The following is a 14,944-nucleotide window of genomic DNA, read 5'->3' as shown; positions in this document are numbered from 1 at the left end:
TGTCGTTTGGATCAGCCCGTTCCCAGCGCGTCCGCCCGCCTCGTCAGTTCTGCCGCGATGTGGTCCCAGTCCGGGCCGTGCAGCCACAGGCCGAGGATCGCGTCCGCGTCCGCGAAGGTCAGCTCCTCGACGAAGTAGTGCTCCCGGTGTTCGAGGTCGCACTTCGGCGTGGGCCGGTTCTCGTCCCCGTAGAGACAACGCGCGTGCCCGGTCAGGGTGCTGTGCATGCCCCGGAGCCTATGCCGCCGCGCCCGCCGGACAGGGCCCGAGGGCCGCCATCGAACTGGCGGGGAGTCACGGGCGTCCACGAGGATACGTTCATGACCGCCGCCCCTTCCCCGCCCCGCGCCCGGGTAGCCGCCTATGTGATCCGGCGTCACCCCTCCCCCGCCCTGCTGGTCTTCGACCATCTGGACTTTCCGGAGGCGGGCACCCAGGTGCCCGCGGGCGGCATCGCGCCCGGTGAGGATCCGGAACGGGCCGTCCTGCGCGAGGTCGCCGAGGAGACCGGGCTGACCGGAGCCCGTGTCGTCCGGCGGATCGCGGTGGACGGGCGGGCGCATCCCGAGACCGGGCAGCCCCGGCTGACCACCTTCCTCCTGCTCGACGCCCCGCCGGACGGGCCTTCGGCGTGGGAGCACCGGGTGCGCGGCGACGGGGGCGACGCGGGGATGCGGTTCGCCTGCCGGTTCGCGCCGCTCCCCCTGGAGCGCCCGCTGGCCGACGCCCAGGACGCGTGGCTGGGACGGGTGGACCCGCGCTGGGTCTCGCCCGACGGCACGAAGCGGTAGCCCGGCGGCAGCGGCGCGGGGCACGGGCGGCCGACACGGGACCGCCGCCCGGAGCCCTCCCCCGCCCGCTCAGCCCGTCGACGTGCGGTGGCGTTCCCGTACCGCCTGGGCCGCCGTACGCGGCGGCGTACCGGTCGCGCCCGGCCCCGGGCGGCTGCCGCCCCGGGTGAGGAAGTCGGCGAGCGGGAGCGTGGCCGCGCCCACGGTGACCGCGTCCGGGCCGAGGCGGCCCATCTCGATGGTGGTGCGGGCCGCCGCGTGGCGCAGGGCGTACTCGTTCGCGTACCGGCGGATCTCGGGCAGCAGGCGGGGGCCGATGAGCAGGCCCGCCCAGCCGCCGATCAGGATCCGCTCGGGCAGAAAGAGGTTGATCAGGTCGGCGAGGGCCGCGCCGAGGCATTCTGCCGTCTCGTCGAGCAGCGCGAGGGCCACCGGGTCCGGGGTGACGCCTCGGCGCGCCGGGTAGGCGGCGGCGAGCAGGGCCGCCAGCGCGGTCTCGTCGTCGGCGTCCTCGGGCAGCGGGCCGCCCGCCTCGCGCCAGCGCTCGCGCAGGGCCTCCGCGCCCGCGTACGCCTCCAGGCAGCCGATGGAGCCGCAGCGGCACCGGCGGCCGCGCAACTGGACGGTGGTGTGCCCCCATTCGAGGGCGAGGCTGGTGCGGTCCTCGTCGAGGATGTCGCCGTGGTCGACGCAGGCGCCGACGCCCGAGCCGATGAGGGCGATGGCGGCGGCGCCCGCGCCCCGGCCGCCGCCGAACCACATCTCGGCCTGGCCGAGCGTCTTGGCGCCGTTGTCGATGAAGAGCGGCACCTCGGGCGGTACGTCGACCGCCTCGCGCAGCAGCTGCTCGAAGGGGACCGCGCGCCAGCCGATGGTCTGGCCGTGCACCACCGCGCCGCGCGTGCCGTCGGGGCCTTCGGGGCCGTCGCGTTCGATGATGCCGGGGACTCCGATGCCGATGCCGAGGAGCCGGCGCGGGTCGGCGCCCGCGTCGCGCAGCACGTCCGCGACACCGGTGCGGACATGGGCGACGATGCGCTCGACGTCGTAACCGTGCTGGGCCAGCAGCCGTTCGGTGCGGGCCAGTTCGGTCAGGGAGAGGTCGAATAGCTCGACCCGGACCCGGGTCTCGCCGATGTCGATGCCGACGAGCAGTCCGCCGTCCGGGGCGACGCGCAGCAGCGTACGCGGGCGGCCGCCGTCGGAGTCGACGATGCCGGCCTCCTCCAGCAGGCCCTCGGCGGAGAGTTCCGCGACGACGTTGCTGATGGAACCCGAACTCAGGCCCGTGACCGGTCCGAGCTCCTGACGGCTCAGCGGGCCGTCGAAATACAACCGTTGCAATACCCTCGCCCGGTTGCCCCGCCGCAGGTCACGCACGGTCCGTCTGTTGCGCTCGGCCATGTTGCTCCTTCCCGCCCAGGAACATACCCCGGTCCCAGGCCTTGACGCGACCTTCTCTCACCTCTTAAATCACGGCATAAATTAAGTCATGGAGGCCGTTCGGTTCCCGAACGCAGCCATCCCCGGAAAGGGGCCACCTCACATGCGTCATGTCAGAGCCGCAAGCGCCGTCACCCTCGCCCTCGCCATCGCCGTAGCCGCCACCGGCTGTGGCGGCGGGACCACATCGGGCGGCAGCAACGAGTCGCCGAAGACCCTCACCTACTGGGCGTCCAACCAGGGCCCCAGCATCGAGGCCGACAAGGAGATCCTCACTCCCGAGCTGAAGAAGTTCGAGAAGGAGACCGGGATCAAGGTGAAGCTGGAGGTCGTGCCGTGGGCCGACCTGCTGAACCGGATCCTCGCCGCCACCAGCTCCGGTCAGGGCCCGGACGTGCTGAACATCGGCAACACCTGGTCGGCCTCGCTCCAGGCGACCGGCGCGCTCCTGCCGTGGGACGAGAAGAACTTCGAGGCGATCGGCGGCCGGGACCGCTTCGTCGACTCGGCGGTCGCCTCGGCCGGCAAGGAGGGCGAGCCGCCCGCCGCCGTGCCGCTGTACTCGCTGGCGTACGCCCTCTACTACAACAAGAAGATGTTCGCCGAGGCGGGCGTCGAGAAGCCCCCGGCCACCTGGGACGAGCTGGTCGCGACCGGCAAGAAGATATCCAAGGACGGCAAGTGGGGTCTTGGCGCCGAGGGCGGCAACCTCTCCAACAACATCCACCAGACCTTCGTCCTGGGCCAGCAGCACGGCGCCGACTTCTTCGACAAGGACGGCAAGGCGACCTTCACCTCGGACGGTGCGGTCGCGGCGGTGAAGCAGTACATCGACTTCATGGCCAAGGACAAGATCATCGCTCCGGGCAACGCGGAGTACGCCCAGAACCAGTCGCTCACCGACTTCGCCAAGGGCAAGACGGCCATGGTGCTGTGGCAGGCCGCCGCCTCCACCTTCGCCGCCCAGGGCATGAAGCCGGAGGACTGGGGCGCGGCCCCGGTGCCGGTCCCCTCGGGCGCGCCGGGCGCGGGCAAGCAGACCAACTCCATGGTCGCGGGCATCAACATGGCGGTGTTCAAGAACACCAAGAACATCGACGGCGCGAAGAAGTTCGTGAAGTTCATGACGAGCGACGCCGAGCAGAAGCTGCTCAACAAGACCTACGGCTCGATCCCTCCGGTCAAGGCCGCACAGGCCGATGAGGCGTTCGGCGCCCCCGACCTGAAGGTCCTCCGCGACACTCTCGCCACCAGCGCCGCCCCGCTCCCCCAGGTCCCGAACGAGTCGCAGTTCGAGACGGCCGTGGGCACGGCGGTCAAGGAGCTGTGGGCGGACGCGGCGGCCGGACGCCCCATCACCGACGAATCCGTCAAGGCGCGCCTGGAAAAGGCCCAGCAGACGATGCAGCAGTGAGGCCCTGATCCATGACCGCCACCGTCACCACGGACCCTGAGGTCGACAAGTCGACCGGTAAGGGTACGAGCCGGGGCACCGGGGGTGCGCGCAGGAGACTGCCGCGCATCCCCGACCGGATCCGCCAAGGCGGACTGCCCTATCTCCTGCTGCTGCCCGCCGTCCTGCTGGAACTGCTCATCCACATCATCCCGATGGTCATCGGGATCGTGATGAGCTTCCGTCAGCTCACCCAGTTCTTCATCAACAACTGGGGTGCGGCGCCCTGGACCGGCTTCGACAACTACAGGATCGCCGTCGACTTCGACGCGCCGATCGGCGAGGCCCTGCTCCACTCGTTCTTCGTGACCTGCGTCTTCACGTTCTTCTCGGTCGGGTTCGCCTGGCTGCTGGGCACCGCCGCGGCGATCCTCCTCCAGGAGAGCTTCCGGGGCCGGGGCGTCCTGCGGGCGATCTTCCTCGTCCCGTACGCGCTGCCGGTCTACGCGGCCGTCATCACCTGGGCGTTCATGTTCCAGCGGGACAACGGGCTGATCAACCACGTCCTGCACGATCAGCTCGGCATCACCGACGAGCCGTCGTTCTGGCTGATCGGCGACAACAGCATCTACACCCTGATCATCGTCTCGGTGTGGAAGGGCTGGCCGTTCGCGTTCCTCATGCTGATGGCCGGGCTCCAGAACATCCCGCGCGAGCTGTACGAGGCCGCCTCGATCGACGGCGCGGGCATCTGGCAGCAGATCCGCCGGATCACGCTGCCCTCGCTGCGCCCGGTCAACCAGGTGCTGGTCCTCGTGCTCTTCCTGTGGACGTTCAACGACTTCAACACGCCGTACGTCCTGTTCGGGAAGTCGGCGCCGGAGAGCGCGGACCTGATCTCGATCCACATCTACCAGTCGTCGTTCGTCACCTGGAACTTCGGCACCGGGTCCGCGATGTCGGTCCTGCTGCTGCTCTTCCTGCTGGTCGTGACGGCCGTCTATCTGTTCTTCACCTCGCGCGGAAGGAAGGGCGCCGATGTCTAGCCTCACGCGGCCGACCCGCACCACCCGGTCGCGGGCCCGCTCGCCGATGGCCGCGCCGCAGTCCTTCCTCTGGACCCGCCGCATCGTCCTGACGCTGCTCGCCGGCTTCGTCCTGCTGCCGGTCTACGTGATGGTCAGCAGTTCGCTGAAGCCGCTCCAGGACGTGTCGGGGAAGTTCCAGTGGATTCCGTCGACGCTGACGATCCGGCCGTACTTCGACATCTGGGAGACCGTTCCGCTCGCCAAGTACTTCGTCAACTCGCTGATCGTGGCGGGCTCGGCGACGGTGCTGTCGGTGACGATCGCGGTGTTCTCGGCGTACGCGGTGAGCCGCTACCGGTTCCGGGGCAAGCGGGTCTTCACCGTCACGGTGCTGTCCACGCAGATGTTCCCGGGGATCCTCTTCCTGCTGCCGCTGTTCCTCATCTTCGTCAACATCGGCAACAGCACCGGCGTGGCCCTGTACGGCTCGCGCGGCGGCCTCATCCTGACGTACCTCACGTTCTCGCTGCCGTTCTCGATCTGGATGCTGATCGGCTACTTCGACTCCATCCCCCGCGACCTCGACGAGGCCGCTCTGGTGGACGGCTGCGGACCGGTCCGCGCGCTCTTCCAGGTCGTCGTGCCGGCCGCCGTGCCGGGCATCGTCGCGGTGTCCGTCTACTCCTTCATGACGGCCTGGGGCGAAGTGCTCTTCGCGTCCGTCATGACGAACGACGCCACCCGGACCCTCTCCGTCGGCCTCCAGGGCTACGCCACGCAGAACGACGTCTACTGGAACCAGGTCATGGCCGCCTCGCTCGTCGTCAGCGTCCCGGTCGTCGCCGGGTTCCTGCTCCTCCAGCGCTATCTGGTCGCCGGTCTCACGGCCGGAGCCGTGAAGTGACCCCCACCGGCGGCAGTCGCCCCGCAGCCCCCACAGAAAGGCAGCACGTGTCCGACCTCAACGCCCTCCCGGCGGACTTCACCTGGGGTGTCGCCACCGCCGCGTACCAGATCGAGGGAGCCGTGGCCGAGGACGGCCGCTCCCCCTCGATCTGGGACACGTTCTCGCACACCCCCGGAAAGGTCGACGGCGGCGACACGGGTGACATCGCCTGCGACCACTACCACCGGGTTCCCGAGGACATCGGCCTGATCAAGCAGCTCGGCGCGGACGCCTACCGCTTCTCGGTCGCCTGGCCGCGCGTCGTGCCCGGCGGCGACGGGCCGGTCAACAAGGCGGGCCTGGACTTCTACGACCGGCTCGTGGACGGCCTCCTGGAGGCCGGTGTCACCCCGTTCGCCACCCTCTACCACTGGGATCTGCCGCAGGCGCTCCAGGACCGGGGCGGCTGGACCGTACGGGAGACCTCGGAGCACTTCGCGGCGTACGCCTCCCATGTGGTGGAGCGCCTCGGCGACCGGGTCAAGGACTGGGCGACGCTGAACGAGCCGCTCTGCTCGGCCTGGATCGGGCATCTGGAGGGCCGGATGGCGCCGGGGCTCACCGACCTGACCGCCGCCGTACGCGCCTCCTACCACCTGCACCTCGGCCACGGGCTGGCCGTGCGGGCGATCCGGGCGGCCTCCTCGGACGCCCGGATCGGCATCGTCAACAACCTCAGCCCGATCGAGCCGGCGAGCACGAGCGCGGCCGACCTCGCCGCCGCCCGCCGCGCCGACGGCCACATCAACCGCTGGTGGCTGGACCCGATCCTGGGGCGCGGCTACCCGCAGGACATGGTGGCGGAGTACGACGTCGAACTCCCGGTCCGGCCGGGCGACCTGGAGACCATCGCGGCCCCGCTCGACTGGCTGGGCTTGAACTACTATTTCCGCCAGATCGTCACGGCCGACCCCGACGGCACCGCGCCCCGGGCCAAGCAGGTCTCCGTACCCGGCGCCCGGCTCACCCACATGGACTGGGAGGTGCACGCGGAGGGCCTGGAGCAGCTGCTGCTGCGCCTGACCGAGGATTACGGCGTCCAGCGCATCTACGTCACCGAGAACGGTTCGGCGTACGAGGACGTCGTCGCAGCGGACGGCTCGGTCCACGACCCCGAGCGCGTGCGGTACCTGGAGGAGCACCTCGCCGCCTGCGCCCGCGCGGTCGCCAAGGGCGCTCCGCTGGCCGGCTACTTCGCCTGGTCGCTGCTGGACAACTTCGAGTGGGCGTACGGCTACGACAAGCGGTTCGGCCTGGTCCATGTGGACTACGCGACCCAGCGCCGTACGGTCAAGAGCAGCGGCCGCCGGTACGCGGAGCTGGTCCGGGAACACGCGGAACGGCGCGGCGGCCGGGCCGCCGCCTGACCTGCCGGGCCCGCCCGGCGGGCCCGGCCTTCCGCAGCGGCATCGGCGTCAGGCGAGCAGGGTCTCCCGCAGCCGGGCGCCGAACGCCACCGGGTCCTCCGTGAGCCCGATATGGCTTCCAGGGAACTCCACCGTGCGGCTTCCGGTCTGCCGGGCCAGCCGCTCGGCGGCGACGGCGGGCAGGAGCGCGCGGGAGTCCCGTCCGACGCCGACGACGAGCTTCGGTGCGGCGGCCCGGAGTGCGGCGAGGTCGGGCACGTACCCGCTGAACGGGCAGAGCACGTGCTCCAGGAAGACGGGCAGGTTCGCGATCATCCGCCGGAAGGTCGCGGCCTCGGCCGGGGACGGGCCGTCGCCCTCTCCGGCGGCGGACGGCCGGTGACCGGCGCCCGCGTCACTCCCGGCCCGGCGGTCCTCCGCCGGGCCTTCGGCGTTGCGGGCGTCTGCGGGAGCTTCGGCATGACGGACATCCGTAGGGCCTTCGGCGTTGTGGGCGTCCGCCGGGCCTTCGGGGTCCGCGTCCGTGGAAGCTTGCGGAGCGGCCTCTGCCGCCTCCTCGGCGCCGTCCGGGGCCAGCCCCGCGGCCATGGTCGCCATGGCGGCCTCCACCCCGTCCCGCCGGAAGGACTCCCGTACGGCGGCGAAGAGCGCACGGCCGGCGGCCGGGTCCGGCAGCAGCTCCACCAGCGGCGGCTCGTGCGCCACGACCCGGCTCACCAGGCCGGGGTGACGGGTCAGCAGGTCCACCGCGACCACCGCACTGGAGCTGGAGCCGAACACGGCCGCCGGAGCGCCGTCCGGGTCCGGGGACAGCAGCTCGATCAGGCGCGCGATGTCCTCGCTGTGCGTGCGGGGCAGCTGGTCGGCGACCGGCGCGTGGAGCGTGCTGCGCGAATATCCGCGCGGATCGAACGTGGCCACCGTCCACCGGTCCGCCAGCTCCGCCGCGAGAGCGTCGTAGATGCCCGCGTCGGCGCTGCCGCCCGGCATCATCACCAGCAACGGCCCGCGGCCGCGCACCTCGTAGTGGAGCGTCGCGCCGGGCGCCTCCAGCCGGCCGGTGCGCACGGCGACCGTGTCCATGGCCCCTTCCATGGATCCTCCCGTGGCCTCTTCCATGGATCCGTCAGTGATTCCGTCCGTCGTCGGCATGCCTGTCCGCACGGCCGTCCCCCTTCGCTTCGTCTTCCTTCTCCGTCGCACTGCCGCCCTCGGGGTCCGGTCCCACGGGCCAGTTCTCCAGCACCAGGTGCAGCGCCTCCACGGTCCGCTCCCAGGACGCCTCCACGTCACGGTCGGCCCGGAACGCGCCGTCCGCCTCCAGGTCGCTGAAGCCGTGCAGGGTGCTGCGCAGCATCCGCACGGCGTCGGTGAGCGCGGGCTCGGTCAGCCGGTAGGCGCGCATCATGGCGTAGATGGTCGAGACCGTCCGGCGGAATGCACTGGACTCCTGGGCGATCACCGGGTCGATCTTCATCTGCGTCGCTTGGTACCGCCCGGGGTGCTCCAGCGCGAACGCCCGGTACGCGTAGGCGAATCCGACGAGCGCGTCCCGGCCCGCGCGCCCGGCCACCGCCTCGCTCAGCCGGTCGGCGAACTCTCCGGCGGCCAGCAGCGCGACCCGGGTGCGCAGGTCCTGGAGGCCTCCGACATGGCCGTAGAGGCTGGCGTCCTTGACGCCGAAACCCCGGGCCACCGCCGAGACCGTCACCTGGTCGAAGCCGATGGAGTCGGCCAGATCGGCCGCGGCCGCCACCACGCGTTCGGCCGTCAGTCCCGCGCGCACCATCCGACGCCCTCTTCTCCGTCTGTCCGTGCCCCCTGAAACCTAGAACCCCTAGGCAGATTCCTAAGGTACACAGGATTCGAGCAGCGGGCGCGGAAATAAAGAGGCCGCGGCGGCCACGGAGATCCGTGGCCGCCGCGGACCGCCTCGCCGCGCCGACAGCGGGGATGGGACGGCGCGGCGGGCTTCCGGTCCGGCGCGGGTTCAACTCCGGTAGACGCCGAACTCGTAGAGCGAGTAGCCCCACGGGGTGCCGCGCTCGGTGGCGCTCACGCGGACGTGGCGGGCGTTGCCGGCGACCTCGATGTCATCGATGCCGCCGTTGCCGGCCGTCTCCGTGTGGACGGTGTTCCAGTCCTGGCCGTTGTCCGAGGTCTGGATCGTGTACGCCTTGGCGTAGGCCGCCTCCCAGGCCAGCTGGACGTGGTCGAAGGAGGTGGTCGCCCCCAGGTCGACCTGGATCCACTGCTGGTCGGCCCAGTCGCTGGCCCAACGGGTGTCGAAGGAGCCGTCGACGGCGTTGGCCGCCGGGCAGGGGCAGCCGACGCTGTCCGGCTGGAAGGACGAGGCCTCGGCGGGCTTGCCGGAGGCCAGGTTCACACCGTCGACCTGCGGCGGCACCACCTTGAAGGACTTCGTCTCGATGCCGACGTTGCCCTTTCCGTCGGTCGACTTGAGGTACACCTTCCAGACGCCGAGCCGGTCCGGCGCGGTGACCTCGAAGGTGCCGTCACCCCGGTCGGTGAAGTCCGCGTCCGTCAACTGGCCGCTGTCGTCGATGTACTTGGAGTTCACCAGCACCTGGTGGGTGAGCGCGTCGCCGTCCGGGTCGGAGACGGACGCCCTGAGCGTGAACGGCTTGCCCGCCTCGACGGCGGAGGCGTTGTCGACGCTCATGTCGCTGATGACCGGCGGGGTGTTGTCGCCGGAGGTGTCCGCGCCGTACGCCTCTTTCACCGCGTAGTAGGACAGCCGCTTCTGGCCCGCGGGGAGCAGGTTGAACCAGACGCCGCCGAAGTCGTACTCGGTGCCGTAGTGGAAGAGCGTCGCCCCGAGCGAGACCCCCTGGTGCCCCTGGACGCAGTCCCAGGCGCTCTTGTATCCGGCGGCTTTCGCCACGTCGGTGGGCTCGTCCGGTATGCCGTTGGCGTCGTCCGGCACCTCCCACTCGCCCGCGGGCCCGCCCTCGGTGACGATGTAGGGCTTGTCGTAGCCGCCGCTCTCCCAGGTGTCGCGGATGTCGCAGACGGCGTCGTAGGAGTTCACGGCGTACAGGTCGAGGTCGGGCGCGTTCTTCTTGTAGTACGGCCAGGCGCCGGTCCAGGCGTCGGTCGAGGTGACCGGGTGGTTCGGGTCGACCGCGTGGATCTTCTTGGCGATCTCGTTGACGAAGGTGGTGTACGCGTCGCGCTGCCGCTCCAACTCATCGCCGCTGTAGCAGTTCTGCAGGCCGAGCACGGACTCGTTGCCGACGTTCCACATGAGGACGCCCTCATGGTCCTTGTAGGTCTCCACCCACTTCGGGAACTCGGCGAGCATGTCGTTCTTGTAGGCGGTGTCCGTCAGGTAGTTCACACAGCCGCCGCTGCCGGGGCCGCCGCCCGGTTGCAGCCAGAACCCGGCGATCACCTTGATGCCGTTGGCCGCCGCGGTGTCCAGAAGCGGCTCCGTGGTGGCGTCGGTGCCCCACGTACGGATCGTGTTGACGCCCATCGACTTCACGTCGGGCATGTACTGCCCGGCGTCCGCGACGGACGGGCCCCAGGTCAGGCCCTTCACGGTGTACGGGGCGCCGTCCACGGTCAGCTGCCAGGCGCCCTGGGAGCCGGTCACCTTCACCACACTGCCCGCGGCCTGGGCGGTGGGCACCGGAAGGGCGGCCGCCGCAGCGGCCAGGAGCGCGGCGACGGCGAGGCGCGCGGTGGTACGGCCCCGGGGGCGGGCCGGTCGTCGGAAACGGGACGTGATCATGGGGGGAAGGGCTCCTCACGGGAGTGCGGGTGGAGATACGGGGTGCGGATGGAGATGCCGAAGGGACAGCAGGTTTGGAGAGCGCTCTCCCTCATGGGCGTGACGCACCCATGAGGGAGACGCGATGGGCAGGGGTCGGGGCCGGTACCGAGGTCAGGGCAGTTCGTAGTTCTCGTCCAGGGCCGCGCCCTCGCCCGGGTTGTTCTCGTCGTACCCACGGGCGTTGCACTGGAGCGCGCCGACGATGCAGTGGTCGACCAGGGCGTCGAGCGTGGCGTCGTCCCAGGCGTTGAAGAAGTCGTAGTGGAAGGAGTGGCCGGTGCCGCTGGCCAGTCTCACCTGCGACATGTCACCGTTGACCGGCCACGCCATCTTGAACTCGATCATCGGCAGGGCGACCGGGTGACTCGACGGACAGACGTCCTGGTTGGCCCCCATCACGACCGGATAGGCCATGTGGGCCTTGTGGTCGGGGGTGTCCAGGTACTTTCCGTCCCAGCAACTGGGCGCCTGCATACGCAGGTTGAGCTGGGTGTCCTGGCTGGTCGGGCAGGCGGCCGGGAAGTCGTAGTTGTGGTAGCTCTCGCCGCACTCGTACCCCTCGACCATGCCGGGGTGGTTGCGGAACTCCTCGGCGGTCTGCGTGGGGCTGCCGACGACGAACCGCAGCCCCTTGGGGAAGGGGCGCACGGTGCGGTAGTCGGTGACTCCGGCCTTGTAGTAGATGGTCTGCGGACCGACCGGGCGGATCTCTTCGTTCCCGTTGTAGAGGGTCGGCATCCAGTACGCGGACAGGTCGCCGGGCGCCAGGCAGGCCGTCCCGCCCGCACCCAGGGACGCGGTGGTGCTGTTCGCGTTCGTGGTGTCGTTGCCCATGAACGTGTGGTCGTGCGACGCGCCGGCCTGGCCCGGGTAGACGATCGGGTCGTCCGGGGCGGTGTGGGTGACCGAGCAGTTGGCCTGGAACTCGTGGAAGTAGCGGTGCGGCGGGATCTCGTCGGACGGCTCCACGCCGGTGACCGGCGGGTCCGCCGGTATGTAGCCGTCGCCGTCCGGGTCGTCGCCGAAGGCCACGGGCTTCGCCGGCGCCATCTTGTGACCCTGCATGACATGCGCGGCCGCCGCAGGCCGATCGGACGCGGGCCGGTCCGCCCCGGCGGCGGTCGCCCCGGCGTTCGTGATCGCGGTCAGCCCGAGCGCGACCAACGCCAGGGCGGTCGCCACGATCAGGGCGGACACCAGGGTCGTTCTGTTGAGTCTTGTCACCATAGGGACCTCCATGCCGCTCTTCATCCCTGCACATCGGGTGCACGGTGGGGGGAAAGGGTGAGCTGGACGGTGCAGCCGGGAAGAGACTCCACCCTGCGCGTCACGAGGCCGGCGGACCGCGGGATCATCTGGGAGAGCGCTCTCCAAGGCGGTGTCAGTGTTGCGCCGGTGCTGAGAAGGTGTCAATAGCTTGTGAACGATGCACTGCGCAAAGGCTGTTGGGCGGCGCGTGGAGCACGGACCGAAAGCCCGCACGGAAGGCGGGAAGCGGCCGGGGAACGCGTACCGGAAGCGGAGCACGTCCGGGGAACGCGTACCGGAAGCGGAGCGCGCCCGGGAGACGCATACGGAAAAGCGGCCCCGCGCAACGGCGGGACCGCTCACTGTTGCCTTCGCTCTCACCGGTCGGCGGGAGTCGCTCCGCCGGGGAGGACGGCGGGACGACTCCCCGGGATCACGCGGTGTGCAGGGTCAGCCCGTACCGGTTGAGGATCTCGTTGACCGGCTGGTACCAGGTCTCGCCGCCGCCGGAGCAGTTGCCCCAGCCGCCGGAGGTGACGCCCTGGGCCTGGTCGCCGCTGATGAACGAGCCGCCGGAGTCGCCGCCCTCGGCGCAGACGCTCGTCTTGGTCATCTGGTGCACGGCACCCTGGCTGTAGTTGACGGTCTCGTTCTTGGCCAGGACGTTGCCGCAGTGCCAGTGCGTGGTGGAGCCGGAGCGGCAGATCGAGGCGCCGATCGGGGCCTCGTTCGAGCCGCGGACGAGCTGGTCGGAGACGGTGCCCCAGCCGATGACGACCGGCACGGTCCACCAGCCGTTGGCCACGTTCACCCAGGCGTAGTCGTCGCCGGGGAACGACGATCCCTGGAAGTGGCCGATGTCCGAGCCGTCCCAGCCGCGCACGGACTGGCCGGCGCCGCCGCAGTGTCCGGCGGTGACGAAGCCGCCGTGCACGGAGAAGCCGATGGAGCAGCGGACGTTGCCCGTGTAGTACGGGTCGCCGCCGACCGTTCCGGCGGCGAAGGTCTGCGGCGCTTCGGAGGTCGTCTCCACCGTCACTGGCCCGGCCTCGCGAGCCTTGGCCACGAAGGTTCGGACATCGTTGTCATTCTGCTCGGAGGCGACGACGTTCACGACGACGCTGCTGGTCGCCGGGTCGACGTGCCAGCTGCTCACACCGGCGGGTGCGGTCAGCTTGTCGATGCGGGCCTTCGCGGCGTCGAGCCGCGCGGCCGAGTGCTCGACGAGCCGGGCCTCGGCTCCGGCGGCCCGGACGGTCTCGGCCTTGGCGGCGTCGGTTACCGCGACGACCAGCTTGCCGGTCTTCGCGTCGAACCAGGAGCCGCCGTAGGCGGAGCCCGCGGCGCGCTGAACCTTCGGCTCCAGGGCGGTGGCCGCCTTCTCGTCGGCGAGCCTGGCCCGCGCCTGGCCCTCGCTGAGGCCGAGGTCGCGCTGCATCGCGGTGAGCAGGGCGGCGGAGGCGGGCGCCTGCGCGGAGTCGGTGGGGGCGGCGGAGGCGGACGACGGGCCGGCGGCGGCCCAGGCACCGAGGAGCAGAAGTGCGGACAGACCGGTCCGCAGCACGGTTGCGTGTCTCAAGGGAGTGACCCTTCCTGTTGTTCCAGCGACGTGGGGGTGGAACGGGAGGCGTCCGGGAGCGCATGCTGATCGTGCCGCTTGAGAGCGCTCTCAGATGTGCCGTCCCGGACTGTAGCGGAGTTCGATAGTCAGGTCCATGCCAATCACAGCGGCGGCCCGGGAAGAGATGCGCGAGGACGCCGCGCGCCGAGTTGAGTAGGCGTACTCATCCGGCCCGCAGACACTGGTCCTACTGTCACAGGAACAGGCGACGGGACCAGGTGGAGGAGCAGATCATGGCCGGATCACGCCACAGGTCGTGGAGAGCCGTGCTGACCGGCACACTGGCGGGTTCGCTGGTCGTGCTGCTGGGCGCGTGCGGCGTGGTGGACACCAAGGACGACCGCCGGGCGGCGGAAGAGCTGGCCGAGAAGCACTTCCCCGGTCAGCTCAAGGCGATCGGAGCGCGCACGCTCTTCCCGGGCTCCGGAGGCTCGGAGGTCACGTTCGCGGTGACCGACGACCGCGACGCCGTGGTCCGGCTCCGCATCGACACCGACAAGGCGGACCAGGGCCTGTGCGACCGCAAGGACTGTGCCGGTGTGCTGGCCGAAGCGGTGAAGCGCGGGCGGCAGCAGGCCGACGACTTCCGTACGCTCAAAGGCGCCTTCGACGCCTGCGGTTACGAGGTCATCGCCCTCGGCCCGACCGGCACCCCGCCCTACGTGGTCGCCGAGCTGACGAACGCCACCGTGACGAAGGTGCTCGGCGAGATCGGGGAGTGCGTCCAACGCTGGGTCACCGCGAGCGGGGCCGACAGCCGGTTGGCGAAGGCTCAGGGCTCGTACGTGAACGTGGTCTCCCCCTCCGTCGCGGACCGCCGCGACCGGGGCAAGGACTCCTGGCCCACGGTGATGCGGCTGACCCGCTCGGACCTGCTGGCCTCGCTCACCAAGCAGGCCTATTACTCGGCGAGTTACGAGATCGAGGCGGGCCGGGTCGACACGACGGGCAGCGCCCGGGTGGTCCGCCCGTTCCGGGAGAGCCAGAAGTTCGGCGACACGGTGCAGAACGCGGTGAAGGAGCAACTGCGCGCCACCTACCCCCGGGTGGTCATGAGCACCTACCAGTGGATCTGGCGACTGGAGCCGGGCCGCGTCGACCGTCAGACCGGCTACGTGCTGTTCTGCCCCGAGCCGGAGGCGAACGGGCGGTGCGTCAACAGCGACGACGCGGCCCTGGTGACCACGGACGAGCACGGTAATCCGGTGGGGAAGATCCGGCTCGTGCACGACGTACGCGAGGGCACCGGGGCACTGCGGCTGCCGCCGTACTAGGCCGGCGGGACGCCGCCCGGCGCCGGGGCGTTCC

13 protein-coding genes are annotated in these 14,944 nt (G+C 70.7%); 6 read left to right on the top strand and 7 right to left on the bottom strand.

Translation table 11 applies throughout. The features are described from left to right. Positions 1-11 precede the first annotated feature (11 nt). The gene (locus G3I54_RS02510) at positions 12-227 is read right to left on the bottom strand and encodes a hypothetical protein (RefSeq protein ID WP_164610605.1); all 216 of its coding nucleotides are present in this window, start codon (positions 225-227) and stop codon (positions 12-14) included. Between the two features lie 93 nt (positions 228-320). Here G3I54_RS02510 and G3I54_RS02505 point away from each other — a divergent pair, with 93 nt between their 5' ends. Continuing rightward, on the top strand, positions 321-791 hold the full coding sequence (locus G3I54_RS02505) for an NUDIX domain-containing protein (protein ID WP_164610603.1): 471 nt from the start codon (positions 321-323) through the stop codon (positions 789-791). Between the two features lie 69 nt (positions 792-860). Here the strand turns inward: G3I54_RS02505 and G3I54_RS02500 are convergent, their stop codons facing one another. Beyond that, positions 861-2,195 (bottom strand): ROK family protein, encoded by a 1,335-nt coding sequence (locus G3I54_RS02500; RefSeq protein WP_164610601.1) that lies wholly within the window; start codon positions 2,193-2,195, stop codon positions 861-863. A 142-nt stretch (positions 2,196-2,337) separates the two neighbouring features. Between G3I54_RS02500 and G3I54_RS02495 the strand changes: the two genes are divergently transcribed. From G3I54_RS02495 to G3I54_RS02480, 4 genes are read left to right on the top strand one after another with little or no spacing between them, the layout of a single operon-like run. Continuing rightward, positions 2,338-3,648 carry a sugar ABC transporter substrate-binding protein gene (locus G3I54_RS02495; protein WP_164610599.1) on the top strand — a complete coding sequence of 437 codons (1,311 nt, stop codon included), beginning with the start codon at positions 2,338-2,340 and terminating at the stop codon, positions 3,646-3,648. A gap of 11 nt (positions 3,649-3,659) precedes the next feature. Further along, positions 3,660-4,673, top strand: coding sequence for a sugar ABC transporter permease (locus G3I54_RS02490; RefSeq protein ID WP_164610597.1), 1,014 nt, complete (start codon positions 3,660-3,662; stop codon positions 4,671-4,673). Beyond that, the gene (locus tag G3I54_RS02485; protein WP_164610594.1) at positions 4,666-5,559 is read left to right on the top strand and encodes a carbohydrate ABC transporter permease; all 894 of its coding nucleotides are present in this window, start codon (positions 4,666-4,668) and stop codon (positions 5,557-5,559) included. Before G3I54_RS02490 ends, G3I54_RS02485 begins: the two co-directional genes overlap by 8 nt. 47 nt (positions 5,560-5,606) lie before the next feature. Further along, positions 5,607-6,968 carry a GH1 family beta-glucosidase gene (locus G3I54_RS02480; protein WP_164610592.1) on the top strand — a complete coding sequence of 454 codons (1,362 nt, stop codon included), beginning with the start codon at positions 5,607-5,609 and terminating at the stop codon, positions 6,966-6,968. Between the two features lie 48 nt (positions 6,969-7,016). Here the strand turns inward: G3I54_RS02480 and G3I54_RS02475 are convergent, their stop codons facing one another. The 5 genes from G3I54_RS02475 to G3I54_RS02455 all read right to left on the bottom strand — a co-directional run bounded on the left by G3I54_RS02475 (position 7,017) and on the right by G3I54_RS02455 (position 13,594). Further along, complete coding sequence (locus G3I54_RS02475; RefSeq protein WP_164610590.1) at positions 7,017-8,051, bottom strand: alpha/beta hydrolase; 1,035 nt, start codon at positions 8,049-8,051, stop codon at positions 7,017-7,019. A 43-nt stretch (positions 8,052-8,094) separates the two neighbouring features. Beyond that, the gene (locus G3I54_RS02470; protein WP_164610588.1) at positions 8,095-8,757 is read right to left on the bottom strand and encodes a TetR-like C-terminal domain-containing protein; all 663 of its coding nucleotides are present in this window, start codon (positions 8,755-8,757) and stop codon (positions 8,095-8,097) included. A gap of 201 nt (positions 8,758-8,958) precedes the next feature. Further along, positions 8,959-10,725, bottom strand: coding sequence for a discoidin domain-containing protein (locus G3I54_RS02465; protein ID WP_164610586.1), 1,767 nt, complete (start codon positions 10,723-10,725; stop codon positions 8,959-8,961). A gap of 153 nt (positions 10,726-10,878) precedes the next feature. Next, positions 10,879-11,994 (bottom strand): DUF1996 domain-containing protein, encoded by a 1,116-nt coding sequence (locus tag G3I54_RS02460; protein ID WP_164610584.1) that lies wholly within the window; start codon positions 11,992-11,994, stop codon positions 10,879-10,881. 454 nt (positions 11,995-12,448) lie between these two features. Then, positions 12,449-13,594: an alpha-lytic protease prodomain-containing protein gene (locus G3I54_RS02455; RefSeq protein WP_203685422.1), complete on the bottom strand. Its 1,146-nt coding sequence runs from the start codon at positions 13,592-13,594 to the stop codon at positions 12,449-12,451. 275 nt (positions 13,595-13,869) lie between these two features. On the opposite strand from G3I54_RS02455, the gene G3I54_RS02450 reads away from it, so the two are divergent. Continuing rightward, positions 13,870-14,910 (top strand): hypothetical protein, encoded by a 1,041-nt coding sequence (locus tag G3I54_RS02450; RefSeq protein ID WP_164610582.1) that lies wholly within the window; start codon positions 13,870-13,872, stop codon positions 14,908-14,910. The last annotated feature ends 34 nt before the right edge of the window (positions 14,911-14,944 follow it).

Source organism: Streptomyces sp. SID14515 (assembly GCF_010548505.1).
Taxonomy (GTDB): domain Bacteria; phylum Actinomycetota; class Actinomycetes; order Streptomycetales; family Streptomycetaceae; genus Streptomyces; species Streptomyces caviscabies.
Note: the sequence above shows the minus strand (reverse complement) of the source record. Positions and strands in the feature narration are given on the sequence as shown.